Origin of the sequence: Nocardia sp. CC213A (assembly GCF_030766805.1) — a bacterium.
Classification (GTDB): Bacteria; Actinomycetota; Actinomycetes; order Mycobacteriales; family Mycobacteriaceae; genus Nocardia; species Nocardia otitidiscaviarum.
The window spans coordinates 14181-28317 of the sequence record NZ_JASFXA010000026.1; the positions used below are offsets into that span (position 1 = coordinate 14181).

A 14137-nucleotide genomic window follows, 5' to 3' on the forward strand; every position below is an offset into this window, starting at 1 on the left:
TTGCTTGGTCCACTACCGCAAATACCTCGCTCGATCGAATATCCCCATCTCGCAATGCTCACATACACTCGCGCCAAAGTGACGAGTTCTGCCGTGAATCGGATTTCACAATTCGAAGGCACTTGATATTCCATACACGTTGGAGCGTGAATATCAACGCACGGTTGTTATTGCCGATTCCGAATAGCTCGTCGATCGACATCGAATCACCGACAGAAGAGAGTGTACCCATTATGGACGAACCATGTGAACACTGGATGAGCACCGATGAGGTCGCTCAGCACCTTAAGATTCCCCCGAAGACGCTAGCGAATTGGGCCTCACTAGGAAGAGGGCCTCGCTTCGCGCGAATTGGCCGATTTCGCCGTTACAAGCTGAGCGACCTGATTGCTTGGGAGCAAACGCTGCGATATCGGGGCGGGACCCCCTCCAGAGACATCACCGACGATCCCCGAAAAGCCGCCTGATCTGGTGATATACAAGTTTGAAGGGAGGAAGTTACATGGCACAAGCAGCCCTGGAACCCGGCGCTATGCCGCCGAAAGACAAACTCGTTCCAACAAAAGGCGCAGACGGCATATGGAGGATATCTCAGGTTCGCCACCGCGCCTATAGCGGAGAATACGTTCGCACCAGCGGCAGTGGTAGAACACGTCGAGCATGCTTGGAAGACTGGGAGTGCAACTTCAAAAGGAATGTACATAAAGGTTCGAAGCGTCGGCGCCAATCGAGCACAAGAACACTGTTCTCCCCTACCGACAAGATGAGTAAAGTTTTTGCCGAACTGGACGCAGCGTATAAGGCAAAGGTTCAGGCAGGCAAGATGTCTGAAGACACGTACAACAACTATCGTTACTGCATCTACCCTCCGACGAAGAATGCGAAGCGCAGCAATAACCCTGACGCATTCAAGCTCAACACTGAGATGGGGAGCCTCAGCATTGCTGAGGCAGCCGATGCTGCGTGGATTGCAGATTTCCTGGACGAGGTGGCCGATAGCGCACCCAGTACCGCCTACCACCAATACCGTCAGTTGTGCTCCGCATTCAAGCTCGCGGTATTGCGCAAGGGCATCGCAGCCAGCGCCAACCCCATGCCGTACGTGCCTCGGCCGACAAGCGACGGTGCGAAGCCTCGGCCGCTCAGCCCCATGGAGCAACGCAGCGTCCTACAGCGGATCGATACATGGCTGGACGATGGTCGCGGTGAGAGCCGTTATCTCCGGCTGTTGTACTTGCTTCTGCTTGGCACGGGGATGCGGCCGGGTGAGGGACTTGCTGTCCGCTGGTGCGACATCACGAAGGAAGACTTCGACGGCGTCGCTCGGTCCGTACTGCATGTCTGTGGCACGGTCAGATGCAAATCCAAGACCGGTCCGTACCGAAATCCTGGGCGCAAGAGCGGTAACGAATACAGGCTGGTACTCCCCGACTGGCTTGCTGCCGAGCTGGACACCGAGAAGGAGAAGGCCGCCCCCGCCCTCGAGACCCTGCCGATTCTTCGAGGCCCCCGTAGCGCTTCAGGGTCCTGGGTAAGCGTGTCCAACGCCCGCATGGCTATCTACGCCATGCGGAAGGGCAGCGAGTTCAAGACATTCCGCTTGTCGGATCTGCGAGACACAGTGGCCACGCACGTCGCCACGATGACCGGTGACGACGAACGCGCCAGCGCCCAGCTGGGGCACATGGATGGCAACAAGTCGATGGCTCAGCGTCACTACATCCACCAGGGCATTCGCCGCATGGTGGCGGTCGACAATGCGGCGGTCATGGAACTACTGGATCCGGCCAAAATTACACCAAACTTACATTTTTCGGCCCGTTCCAGCAGCCAGCAAGCCCCTGACCAGCGGAAATAGCTAGTCCTTCTTCATCATCTCGTAAATCCGCTTGCACTCCGGGCAGACCGGGGAGCCCGGCTTGGCGGAGCGAGTGACCGGGAAGACCTCGCCGCAGAGGGCCACGACGTGGGTGCCCATGACCGCGCTCTCGGCGATCTTGTCCTTCTTCACGTAGTGGAAGTACTTGGGGATGTCGCTGTCGGTGGACTCGTCGGTGGTCTCATCGGGGCGTACCAGGGTGTCTGCGCTCACGCCCTCCATGATGCCAGGAGCCCTGCCCGGGACCACCGCCGTGTGCATTCGGGTGGCGAGGGTGGAAGACTCGGGGGTATGCAGCGTGACGGCGAGACCCCCGATGCCGAGCACGATGGCGACGCGGTTCGCCCCGAGTTCGAGTTCCGTCCGGCCGGTTCCATACCCATGCCGCCCCGGCCTTCGCAGGGCTTCTTCAAGGGTGAGCCGGAGAAGCCGGTGCTCATCACCGAGGCGCAGACCTCGCTGGAGCAGCAGCATCGGAACCGGGTTCGTCGGTACACCATCCTCATGGGCTTCCGGATCCCGTGCCTGATCCTGGCGGCGGTGGCCTACAGCATGTGGGAGAACTGGGTGATCTCGCTGCTGATCATCGGCGTCTCCATACCGCTGCCGTGGATCGCGGTGCTCGTCGCCAACGACCGGCCGCCGCGCCGTAAGGACGAGCCGAGCCGCTGGGATGAGCGCCGCCGCCAGATCGCCCTGGAATCGGGCCAGCACCGCGCGATCGACGGTTGACGGTCGCCGGACTCCCGCGCACATGAACCTCCGGTGACAGGAGAACACATGCTGATTCGATGGCTCTGGGTGTTCCTGGACCGTCCCGCCGCCGAGTTCGACACCGTGGCCGACTTCTGGACCACCGTCACCGGTAGCCGCCTGTCGGACACCCGCGGCGACAACGCGGAATTCGTGACGCTGCTTCCGGAGTCCGGCACGCCCAGCGTGAAGATGCAAGCGGTGGAAAGCCATCCGCGCGTGCACGTGGATCTCGATGTCGACGATGTCCCAACCGCGGTGGAGCGGGCCCGGGAGTTGGGCGCGACGCCGGTTCTGGAGCATCCCGACTACACGGTGCTGAAATCCCCGCACGGCATGACGTTCTGCCTCACACCGTTCGACCACTCCGCGGGCACCGACGACACACCGGTGGTCGTCGCCCCGGACGGCAGCCGTTCCCGACTCGATCAGGTGTGCCTGGATATCGGAGCCGCGGACTACGAGGCCGAGAGCCGATTCTGGGTCGAACTCACCGGCTGGGACCGAACACCGTCCGCGCGGCCGGAATTCGAGCGACTCCGCCCGCCGGACGGACCACTCGTGCAGTTCCTGCTGCAACGCCTCGACGAGGACCGTCCCACCTCCGCGCACATCGATCTGGCCAGCTCCGACACCGAGGCCATCGCGACCTGGCACGAATCGCTCGGCGCCCGACGCCTGGGCATCGGCAAGGAATGGATCGTCATGGCCGATCCGAGCGGCCAGCCCTACTGCGTCACCGGACGGTCGCCCAGGCAGTGACGTTCCGGGGCCGCTGCGCGATGCCCGAAGGTTGCGGTGGCAGAGTTTCGGTCATGCCGACGAATCCGACGACCACCTCGTCTCTGCTCGCCGCACTGGCCCCGGACCTGCGCGCCGCCCTCACCCGCGTCGGCTACGACGCCGACACTCTCCTGGACGTGCTCGGCGATGCGGCGCATTCGGCCCTCGGGCGCTCCGAGCCGGTGCCGGTGCGCCGGGCCGCCCGGTCCGCCGGGGAACTCGGCGTTCTCATCCGGCTGCTGCTGCTCGGTGATCCGGTGCCCGAGCGGGAGGCGGCCGCGGCGCTGCGGCCGGTCGATATCGAGGCCGCCGTCGCCGCCGGTCTGCTCGACCGTGAGGGCGGCGAGGTGTGGGCGGCACTGGATCTGCGCCCCCTGGACCTGGGCCACGGCACCCGCTGGATCCTGTCAGATCTGGACGACTCCATGCGGCGGCGGGCACTGGACACGGACCATGTGCTCGGGGTCGGGCAGGCGTCGCTGTCGCTGCTGCGCGCTACCCCGACCGAACCGGTCGGCACCGTCCTCGATCTGGGCACCGGCTGCGGTGTGCAGGCCGTCCACGCCAGCGGTTACGGCCGCAGCGTCACCGGCACCGACGTGAACCAGCGCGCCCTGTGGCTGGCCGAGGCCAATGCCGCCCTCAACGACCTGACCTTCGAACTGCTCGAGGGTTCCTGGTTCGACCCCGTGGCGGGACGCCGCTTCGACCAGGTGGTGGCCAATCCCCCGTTCGTCGTCGGCCCGGCCCGGGTCGAGCACACCTACCGTGATTCCGGGCTGGCGCTGGACGGGGCCAGCGAACTCGTCGTGTCGGGTGCCCCCGCCCTGCTGAATCCGGGCGGTACGGCCGCCATGCTGGCCTCCTGGGTCCATGTCGAGGGCGAGGACTGGCGCGGCCGGGTATCGCGCTGGCTGCCCGATCACGGGGTGGACGCCTGGATCGTGCAGCGCGATGTGGCCGATCCCGCGCTCTATGTCGGCACCTGGCTGCGCGACGCCGGACTCGATCCGCGCGATCCGGCCGCTCAGGCCCGCGCCGAGGCCTGGTTGGACGCGTTCGCGGCGGCGGAGGTGGAGGGCATCGGTTTCGGCTTCGTCTATCTGCGCGCCATCGACGGCCCGACCGAGCTGCTGGCCGAGGACCTCACGCACGGTTTCGACGATCCGCTGGGAGCGGAGGCCACCCGCTGGTTCGAGCGCTCGGCGTGGCTGCGGGCGGTGGCCGCCGATCCCGAGGTGGCGTGGTCGGCACGCTTCGAGGTGGATGCCGCGACGGCGCTGGAGCGGGTCTCGCTGCCGGGCCCGCACGGCTGGGAGCAGCGGGTGGTGCGCCTGCATCGCGGTGACGGCCCGCGCTGGCAGCACGAGATCGACGACGCCATCGCCGCCCTGCTGGCCGGGATGCGGCCCGACGGGCTGCCGCTGGCCGATCTGGTCGAACTGCTCGCCTTCGGTGAGTCCGGTGACACGGCAACCCCGGAGTTCCGGACCGCCGCCCTGCGGGTGGTGCTGGACCTGGTCCGGCACGGCCTGATCCGACCGGTTCGGTAGTTCGGCGAAACGCACACGTCACGGCGGGTGGTCCCACGCATTCCCCAGGGAATGCCCGGTGACCACCCGTCGTTTCATCTATCGGTTGAGCTGCTCCCACGAGACCCACACCACACAACGTCCGACGGCGGGGTTACTTCTCGCCGAAAACGCCTATCCGAGGGGCGTATGCGGAAGTTGGGTTCCGGTTACGGCAACCATCCGGAAATCGGCGCGGACCCGTCGGGGGCCGCGTTCCCCGGGCGGACCCTTCTCAGGAACTTCTCAGCCGAAGCGTGATGAAACCGCAGCTCAGATGCGGTTTATCAGGCTCACGGCGGGGAACTTTCCGAATGTCGGGTCCGTTGATCGGAGTGAGACACCACCGACAGGAGGCAAGTCATGACAAGCCCCGCCACCACTGACGTGCGCACCAGCGAACAGGACCTCGACGCCCAGAGCCCCGCCGCCGACCTGGTACGTGTGTACCTGAACGGGATCGGCAAGACGGCGCTGCTGACGGCGGCCGACGAGGTCGAGCTGGCCAAGCGCATCGAGGCGGGCCTCTACGCTCAGCATTTGCTGGAGACCGGCAAACGGCTGTCGGCCGCGAAGAAGAAGGATCTCGCGATCCTGGTTCGCGAAGGTCAGGCCGCGCGCCAGCATCTGCTCGAAGCCAACCTGCGTCTCGTGGTGTCGCTTGCCAAGCGCTACACCGGTCGCGGTATGCCGCTGCTGGACCTGATCCAGGAGGGCAATCTCGGCCTGATCCGAGCCATGGAGAAGTTCGACTACACCAAGGGCTTCAAGTTCTCCACCTACGCCACCTGGTGGATCCGGCAGGCCATCACCCGCGGTATGGCCGATCAGAGCCGCACCATCCGGCTCCCCGTGCACTTGGTCGAGCAGGTGAACAAGCTGGCCCGGATCAAGCGCGAACTGCATCAGCAGCTGGGACGCGAGGCCACCGACGCCGAGCTGGCGCGCGAGTCGGGCATTCCGGTCGAGAAGATCGCCGATCTGCTGGACCACAGCCGCGATCCGGTCAGCCTGGACATGCCGGTCGGCAATGACGAGGAAGCCCCGCTGGGCGACTTCATCGAGGACTCCGAGGCCACCTCCGCGGAGAGCGCCGTGATCGCGGGTCTGCTGCACCGCGACGTGCGCACCGTGCTGGCCACCCTGGACGAGCGCGAACAGCAGGTCATCCGCCTGCGCTACGGCCTCGACGACGGCCAGCCGCGCACCCTGGACCAGATCGGCAAGCTCTTCGGCCTGTCCCGCGAGCGGGTTCGCCAGATAGAGCGTGAGGTCATGTCCAAGCTCCGCAAGGGCGAGCGCGCCGACCGCCTGCGCGCCTACGCGAGCTAGACCCCAGATCGTCGGGCCGTCTTCGAGGCGCCGGTCCGACACCAACGCCGGTCGGTTCCCGCTGCCCACCAACCCCTCGGGACAGCGTGGACCGACCGGCACTTTCGTGTGCGCGACACCGGGCGGATTGCGATACCGGGGCGGATTTCTACGCACACGGTCCGCGCCGACATCGGCCAACCGCGCACCGCCGTGTTGATCAGTCCGCCGTGTTGATCGGTCCGCGGCGAGCGTCTGGTCGAGTCGGCGCAGCACGCCGGGCCAGCCACCGCGCATGATGTTGCGGGAGGGTGCGAGGCGTCGCCAGGGTCGAATCCGCTGTGTGTCAGCGCGACTCGGGTGCCACTCCCCTCCGGGCGCAGGTCTCAGGTGATCACCCGGCCGGTGGGCCGCTCCGCCTTCGCATCGTCCCGAACTGATGCGCAGGCGCTTCGGGACGACGGCCTCGAACACCTCAGAGCTGATTTCCTACTCGGCAATCGCGACCCCGCCACCGAGGGGTATGCGGTGGCGGCCCGGACCGCTAGCCGGAGTTGCGCAACGCGGTCGCCAGGCCGTTCATGGTGAGTAGGATGCCGCGCTCCACGAGTTCGGAATCGTCTCCGGCGCGGCGGCGGCGCAGCAGTTCCACCTGCATCTGGTTCAGCGGTTCCAGGTACGGGAAGCGGTTGCGGATGGATTCGGCCAGCGCCGGGTTGTCGGCGAGCAATTCGTCGCTGCCGGTGATGGCGGCGTACACGCGTACGGTGCGGGCGTACTCGTCCCGGATCATCCTGAATACGGTGTCGCGCAACGCCTCATCGGGAACCAGCTCGGCATAGGTGGCGGCGATGTCCATATCGGCCTTGGCCATCACCTGGGCGAGATTCGACAGCACCGTGCGGAAGAACGGCCACCGCCGATACAGGTCCGACAGGGTGGCCAGCCGGTCCGGATCGTCGCCGATCCACTGCTCGAAGGCCGAACCGGTGCCGTACCAGCCGGGCAGCATGACCCGCGACTGACTCCAGGCCATCACCCACGGAATGGCCCGCAGATCCGAAACCGAATTGGTGGGCTTGCGGGAGGCGGGGCGGCTGCCCAGGTTGAGGTCGGCGACCTCCGCGATGGGAGTGGAGGCACGGAAGTACTCCACGAAACCGGGGGTGTCGTGCACCAGGCGGGCATAGGCCCGGCGCGCGAGTTCGGCCAGTTCGTCGAGCAGTTCGTAGGCCGGTTCGGCATCCGCGCCGAGCCCCTCCACATCCAGCAGCGTGGACTCCAGGGTGCCCGCCACCAGCGCCTCCAGATTGCGGTACGCGGTGCCGGGATCGGCGTACTTGGTGGAGATGACCTCGCCCTGCTCGGTGAGCCGCAGCGAACCGCGCACCGCTCCGGCGGGTTGCGCCAGGATGGCGTCATAGCTGCGCCCGCCGCCGCGACCGACCGTGCCGCCGCGACCGTGGAAGAGCCGCAAGCGAATTCCCGTCTTGCGCGCCGCTTCCACCAGATCGAGTTCGGCACGGTACAGCGCCCAGTTGGCGGCGAGATATCCACCGTCCTTGTTGGAGTCGGAGTAGCCGAGCATGACCTCCTGTCGCATGCCGCGTGCCGCGACCAGCCGCTGATAGGCGGGCACCTCCAGTGCGGCCACCAGGATGTCCGCGCCGTGACGCAGATCGTCGATGGTTTCGAACAGCGGCACCACGCCCACCGGACTCGACGGCGGCGTCTGCGCGTCGCCCGGATCCAGGATCCCCGCCTCCTTCAGCAGCAACGCCGCCTCCAGCATGTCGCTGACCGAGGTGCACATGGAGATGATGTAGTTCGGCACGGTATCCGCGCCCAGGTCGTCGAGGGCCGTGCGGGCCGCCCGCACCACACCCAGTTCCTTGGTGGCCAACTCGCTGAGCCGTGCGTTCGGGCCGACCAGCGGACGGCGGGTGGTGAGCTCGGCGGCCAACAGTTCCACCCGCTGCGCCTCGTCGAGCGACGCGTAGTCGGAATGCACTCCGGCCCAGGCGAACAGCTCGGCCACCACCTGCTCGTGCACTTCCGAGTTCTGCCGCATGTCCAGGCCCTGCAGATGGAATCCGAAGGTCTCCACCGCGTTTCGCAGCGCGGCGAGACGGTCGTCGGCGAGCAGCCCGTCGCCGGAGGCGCGCATGGAGGCGTCCACCACACACAGCTCGTCGAGGAACTCGCGCGGTCCGGTGTAGGGGCGCGCACCGACATCGATGCCGTCGGCGGGGATTTCGCCGAGCGATCGCTGCGCGGTGGCGCTGAGCCGGGCGCGGATACCGCGCAGGGCACGCCGGTAGGGCTCGTCGGCGCGCTGCGGCGAATCGTCGTAGCCCTCGTCGGTGAGCGCCGCGAGCGCGGGGGTGACCGGCACCAGCCGCGCCGATTGCGAGAGCTGCTTCTCCAGATCCACCAGCGCGGTGAGGTAGTTGCCGAAGGCCACCGCCCCCGCGCGGTGGGTGGCCCGGTGCACCACCTCGGCGGTGACGTTCGGATTGCCGTCCCGGTCGCCGCCGATCCAGGAGCCCGGCCGCAGGATGGGCCGGGTCAGCAGCTCCTGTTCGGGCCAGCGCGTGCGCAGCGCCTGACGCAGTTCGGCGTTGATGCGTGGGATGACGTCGAAGAGGGTCAGGTCGTAGTACCGCAGGCCGACCTCGATCTCGTCCTGAATCCGCAAGCGTGCCAGCCGAATCAGCGCGGTACGCCAGAGCAGCAGCACCTGGCGTCGGATATCGCTCTCGAGCGCGGCGTACTCGGGTTCGGTCTCGGCGTACCGCTGCCGCCGCCGCATGAGTTCGGTGATGCGTGACTGCACGTCGAAGACGGTGCGACGCCGCGTCTCGGTGGGGTGCGCGGTGATGACCGGCGAGACCAGGGCGTCGCGCAGCAGTTCGGCGGCGATATCGGCGTCGGGCCGGGCGGCGTCGAGTTTGCGGTAGGTGGCGGCGAGGCTGGAGTCCTGCGGCGGCTCCCCGGCCGCCATGTGCACGGCGCGGCGGCGGTCGCGCTGGAGGTCCTCGGCGAGGTTGGCCAGCAGCAGGAAATGGCTGAAGGCGCGAATGAGCGGTATGGCGGTGTGAATGTCCACATCGCGGACCATGTCGGCGACGGCGCGACGCTCCACCTCCGAACGCCGGACCCGGAACGCCTCCACCCGCACCCGCTCGATGAGGTCGAAGACGTCCGGCCCCTCGTGATCGTGGATGGTGTCGCCGAGGATCCCGCCGAGGAACCGGATGTCGTCGCGCAGCGGCGCGGTGGCTGTTTCGATCCGATCTTCCCGCATGGGATGAATTCTGCCCGCTTTCGCCGCGGGAGGCGGACCGGGCACACCCGCGGCTATCGCGCGGCGCGCAGCCTCACGACTCGTCGACCTGCACGTCGTAGTTGACCGTATCGCCGTCGGTGCCGGTCACGGTCACCGTCAACCCGAGCGTGTCGGCGCCCGCGGTCAGGGTGCAGCGCATGGTGGTGCCCTCCTTCCCGCGCAGATCGCCGGGGCAGTCGATGGCGTCGGGGGCGACACCCACCTGGTCGGTGAGCGTCTGCTTGATCGAGTTCTCGAGTTCCGCCTCCTCGACGACGGGACCGCCGCCGATCGAGACCGAACACGCGGTGGCGGCGAGCGCGACGCCGAGAACGAATGCGGAAGCGGACAGCGCACGAGCGGATCGACGGCGAGCCGAGAGCAGAGCGGACATGTCGGAAGTATCGCCGCCGACCCACCGATCGTTTACGCCAAACGACGGGGACCGATATCGAATCGACTCGGTTCGGGACCGATGCGGACCCGGCCGTAGAGCACCGCCGCGCCCTCCGGGGAGGCGAGGATCGGTTCGCACAGCAGCTCCCGCACCTCCGGTAGGTCGTCGCACAGCGCGGAGATGCGCTGGGCGATCTCGGCGAGTGCGCCACGGTCCACCGGCTTGTCGATGGTGCGCCCGCCGACGGTGCCCGACAGCAGCGGGGCGGCGCGCGGCGCGTCGATGAGTTCCGCGGATTCGGCCTCGGTGAGCGGCAGCGCCCGGTACACACGGTCTCCGAGCAGGTCGATGATGGTGCCGGACAGGCCGAAGCTGATGACCGAACCGAAGGACGGATCGTCCTGCACGCGGAAGGTGCAGCCCACCCCCTTGGTGGCCATCCGCTGGATGTGCACCACCGGATTGCCGGACACCTCCGCGAGGTCGGTGTAGCCGCGCCGCACCGCGTCGGAGCGCCACAGGTCCAGCCGCACCCCGGTGAGGTCGGGCCGGTTGCGCCACAGTTCACCGGTCGCCTTGGCCGCCACCGGGTAACCGAGTTCCTCGGCCGCGGCCACGGCGGCATCGGCGTCGAGCACCTCCCGGAACTCGACGATGCGAATCCCGTAGCAGGCCAGCAGGTCCACGGCTTCCAGATCGGTGAGCCAGCGGCCCTCGTCCGCCGCCATCCACCCGGCCACCAGGTCACGGGCGCGGGTGGTGTCGAGTCCGTCCGGCCGCGCCACCGGGGAGATCGGGCGGGCGACCCAGTCGGCGTAGCGCCGCACCCGGGCCAGGGCCCGCGCCGCGCGCTCCGGATCGGCGTAGGACGGGATGGAGCCGCGTTCCACCGAACCGCCCGCACCGCGCGTGGCGAGCAGATTGGGCATGCCCTGATCGGCGACGAAGGTGGTGAGCACCGGTGTGTCCGGATCGGATTGCGCACCGGAACGGATGGCCTCGGCAAAGGCGGCCACACCGGTGGCGACCGGCGGTGAGTACACGACGATGACCGCGTCCACCTCGCTGTCGCTGACCGCGGCGGCCACGGCGGTGAGATAGTCGGCCGGACTCGCCTGCGGTCCCAGGTCGATGGGTTCGCCGACGTCGAGGCCCTCGCCGCGGGCGGCGTCGACGGCCAGCCAGGCGAGGGCGGCGCTGTTGCCGATCACCGCGAGTCGCTTGCCCGCGGGCAGCGGCTGATAACCGACCAGCATGGCGCAATCGAACAGTTCGGCGATGGAGTCGACCTGGATGATGCCCGCCTGCGCGAACAGGTTGCGCACCAGCGACCGGTCCAGATCCCGCTCCCCCTCCGCCTGCGCCACATTGCGGCCACTGTTCACCGCGACCACGGGTTTGCTGCGGGCCACCCGACGGGCGATGCGGGAGAACTTGCGCGGATTGCCGAAGGTCTCCAGGTACAGCAGCACCACATCGGTATCCGGGTCGCTGTCCCAGTACTGGAGCAGATCGTTGCCGGAGACATCGGCACGATTGCCGGCGGAGACGAAGGTGGACAGGCCCAGCTGCCGGGCCGCGGCCTCGGCCAGAATGGCCCCGCCGAGCGGGCCGGACTGGCAGAAGAAGCCGATCCGCCCGCGGCCGGGCAGGACCGGGGCGAGGGTGGCGTTGAGTGCGATGGCCGGATCGGTATTGGCGATGCCGAGCGCGCTCGGGCCCACCACCCGCATACCGTGGGCGCGGGCCGCGTCGACCAGGCTGCGTTCGGCGGCGTAGCCGCGCGGGCCGGTCTCGGAGAATCCGGCGGTCAGCACCACCAGCCCCTTGACGCCCTTGGCCATGCAGTCGTCGAGCACGGAATCGATCTCGGTGGCGGGGACGGCGATCACCGCCAGGTCGACCTCGTCGGGAATATCGCGGACGGTCGCGTACGCCCGCACCCCGCGGACGGCGGCGCGATTGCGGTTGACCGGGAAAACCGGCCCCTGGAAGGTGCCCGACAGCAGATTCGCCAGCACCGCGCCGCCCACCCGCCCGGTGGAGGGTGTCGCGCCGATCACGGCAACGGACTTGGGCGACAGCAGATTTCCCACACTGCGCGCCTCGGAGGCGCGTTCGCGCGAGTCCCGCACCGACAACAGCGCCTCGGTGGGGTCGATGGCGAATTCCAGGTGCAGGACCGACCCGTCGCGACTGCGTTGCACCTGGTACCCGGCATCCCGGAACACCTGCACCATGGCGTTGTTCTCGGCCAGCACCTCGGCCACGAAGGTGTCGATGTCGTTCTCGGCCGCCGCGCCCGCCAGATGTTCGAGCAGGATCGACCCGAGCCCGCGCCCCTGATGCCCGTCGGCCACCACGAAGGCCACCTCGGCGGCCCGGGGCTCACCCCGTTCGGCCAGATACTCGTACCGTCCCACCGCGATGATCTCGTCGCCCAGCTCGATCACCAGCCCGACCCGGTCGTGATAATCCACGTGGGTGGTGCGGTACAGATCCTTCGGCGTCATTCGCGGATACGGCCCGAAGTAGCGCAGGTAACGCGTGCGATCCGAGAGCCCCGCGTGGAACCGCTGCATGGGCTCCGCGTCCTCGGGGGTGATGGGTCGCAGCCGCACCACGCCGCCGTCGGAGGCGAGCACGTCGGCGAACCAGTGTTCCGGCGGGGGCGGGGGCGTCGCCGGGGTCCCCGGACTGTCCGGAAACGAGGGTGCGGCGGCGGCCGGTGCTCCAGCCGGGGTGGCCGACGGCTCGCCGGCGGCGGGTCTGTCGCGTGCGGCGGGTTCGCCCGGCGGCGGTGTCGCCGGGTCGGTGGGTTCAGTCACGGGGATCCTCCGGATCCAGGCCGAGCAGTCCGAAAGTCGCTCGGCGTGTTGCCAATACGGATGTGTCGAGGGCCCGGCGGGCCCGGTCGGCGCGTTCGTCACCGGTCTCCCGGCCGCCGCCGGGGCCGTCCCAGCGTTCGAAGGCGATGTCGCCGCCGTCGCCCATGGTGGCGGGCGGCGCGATATTCGGCGCGTACTCGGCGGCGGCCGCGGCCCACTCCGCCGGAATGGGGGTGGCCGGGTCGATATCGCGGTCCAGGGCGGCGGCCAGCAGATGCGTCCAGGCGCGTGGCACCACCCGGATCAGCCCGTAGCCGCCACCGCCGATGGCCAGCCAGCGGCCCTCGGCGTAGCGGTCGGCCAGTTCGCGCATGGCCAGGAAGGCGGCGCGCTGCCCGTCCACCGACAGCTCCAGGTCGGCGAGCGGATCCTCGCGGTGGGTGTCGACGCCGCACTGGCTGACCACGATCTGCGGCCGGAACGCGGCCAGCGCGCCGGGCACCACCGCGTGGAAGCCCCGCAGCCACAACGCGTCCCGGGTGCCGGGCATGATGGCGAGGTTCACCGCGGTGCCCTCCGCCTTACCCGCGCCGGTCTCCTCGGACCAGCCGGTATTCGGCCACAGCGTCGCCGGATGCTGGTGGATGGAGACGGTCAGCACGCGCGGGTCGTCGTAGAAGGCCCGCTGCACCCCGTCCCCGTGGTGGACGTCCACATCCAGGTAGGCGATGCGGTCGAAACCGTTGTCCAGCAGCCACGAAATCGCCACCGCCGCATCGTTGTACACGCAGAATCCGGCCGCCGAAGCCGGCATGGCGTGGTGCATGCCGCCGCCGATGCTCACCGCGCGGCGGGTGCGTCCGGCGGCGATCTCCCGGGCCGCCGCGAGGGTCCCGCCGACGATGACCGAGGCCGCCTCGTGCATCTGCGGGAACACCGGGTTGTCGGGGGAACCGAGTCCGTAGGGCGGTGCCAACGGCGGCTGACCGTCCGGTTGTCGAGCGTGCTTGACCGCTTCGATGTAGTCGTGGGTGTGCACGCGCAGCAGATCGCCCTCGGTGGCCGCCGTCGGCGAGAGCGCCTCCACCCCGTCGAACAGGCCGAGACTCTCGGCCAGCGCCATGGTGAAGCGCAGCCGCACGGGACGCATCGGATGCTCCGGCGTCCACTTGTAGTCCAGGAAACGGTCGGTCCAGACGACGGTGCCGTCACTGCGCGGTGGGCCAGGCATACCTGCCACGCTAATGCGTCACGGCGCTTCGTAGGCTCTGGACACCGCGCAGCACC

The 14137-nt window shown here is 68.3% G+C and carries 11 protein-coding genes; 6 read left to right on the forward strand and 5 right to left on the reverse strand.

The genetic code is table 11. From position 1 onward, the window contains the following. The first annotated feature begins 257 nt into the window (after nt 1–257). Together QJS31_RS33035 and QJS31_RS33040 are read left to right on the forward strand one after the other, a co-directional pair. Nucleotides 258–467, forward strand: a complete 210-nt coding sequence (locus tag QJS31_RS33035) for a helix-turn-helix domain-containing protein (RefSeq protein WP_306358611.1) — start codon at nt 258–260, stop codon at nt 465–467. Between the two features lie 296 nt (nt 468–763). Next, nucleotides 764–1858: a hypothetical protein gene (locus tag QJS31_RS33040; RefSeq protein ID WP_306358582.1), complete on the forward strand. Its 1095-nt coding sequence runs from the start codon at nt 764–766 to the stop codon at nt 1856–1858. On the opposite strand, the gene QJS31_RS33045 is transcribed toward QJS31_RS33040, so the two are convergent. Then, entirely contained in the window at nt 1859–2101 is a 243-nt protein-coding gene (locus QJS31_RS33045; protein WP_029923960.1) for a DUF3039 domain-containing protein, read from the reverse strand. A 159-nt stretch (nt 2102–2260) separates the two neighbouring features. Between QJS31_RS33045 and QJS31_RS33050 the strand changes: the two genes are divergently transcribed. The 4 genes from QJS31_RS33050 (at nt 2261) to QJS31_RS33065 (ending at nt 6318) form a co-directional block, all read left to right on the forward strand. After that, the gene (locus QJS31_RS33050) at nt 2261–2611 is read left to right on the forward strand and encodes a DUF3099 domain-containing protein (RefSeq protein WP_029923961.1); all 351 of its coding nucleotides are present in this window, start codon (nt 2261–2263) and stop codon (nt 2609–2611) included. Between the two features lie 48 nt (nt 2612–2659). Further along, nucleotides 2660–3394 carry a VOC family protein gene (locus QJS31_RS33055; RefSeq protein ID WP_306358583.1) on the forward strand — a complete coding sequence of 245 codons (735 nt, stop codon included), beginning with the start codon at nt 2660–2662 and terminating at the stop codon, nt 3392–3394. 53 nt (nt 3395–3447) lie between these two features. After that, nucleotides 3448–4968 (forward strand): methyltransferase, encoded by a 1521-nt coding sequence (locus QJS31_RS33060; protein ID WP_306358584.1) that lies wholly within the window; start codon nt 3448–3450, stop codon nt 4966–4968. A 381-nt stretch (nt 4969–5349) separates the two neighbouring features. After that, nucleotides 5350–6318 (forward strand): sigma-70 family RNA polymerase sigma factor, encoded by a 969-nt coding sequence (locus tag QJS31_RS33065; RefSeq protein ID WP_029923966.1) that lies wholly within the window; start codon nt 5350–5352, stop codon nt 6316–6318. Nucleotides 6319–6841: 523 nt separating this feature from the next. On the opposite strand, the gene ppc is transcribed toward QJS31_RS33065, so the two are convergent. The 4 genes from ppc to QJS31_RS33085 form a co-directional block, all read right to left on the reverse strand. Next, on the reverse strand, nt 6842–9604 hold the full coding sequence (ppc, locus tag QJS31_RS33070; RefSeq protein ID WP_306358585.1) for a phosphoenolpyruvate carboxylase: 2763 nt from the start codon (nt 9602–9604) through the stop codon (nt 6842–6844). A 73-nt stretch (nt 9605–9677) separates the two neighbouring features. Beyond that, the gene (locus QJS31_RS33075) at nt 9678–10019 is read right to left on the reverse strand and encodes a DUF4333 domain-containing protein (protein ID WP_143981758.1); all 342 of its coding nucleotides are present in this window, start codon (nt 10017–10019) and stop codon (nt 9678–9680) included. 32 nt (nt 10020–10051) lie between these two features. After that, nucleotides 10052–12850: a GNAT family N-acetyltransferase gene (locus QJS31_RS33080; RefSeq protein WP_372341762.1), complete on the reverse strand. Its 2799-nt coding sequence runs from the start codon at nt 12848–12850 to the stop codon at nt 10052–10054. Further along, on the reverse strand, nt 12843–14081 hold the full coding sequence (locus QJS31_RS33085) for an acetoin utilization protein AcuC (RefSeq protein ID WP_282786072.1): 1239 nt from the start codon (nt 14079–14081) through the stop codon (nt 12843–12845). Before QJS31_RS33085 ends, QJS31_RS33080 begins: the two co-directional genes overlap by 8 nt. Nucleotides 14082–14137 lie beyond the last annotated feature (56 nt).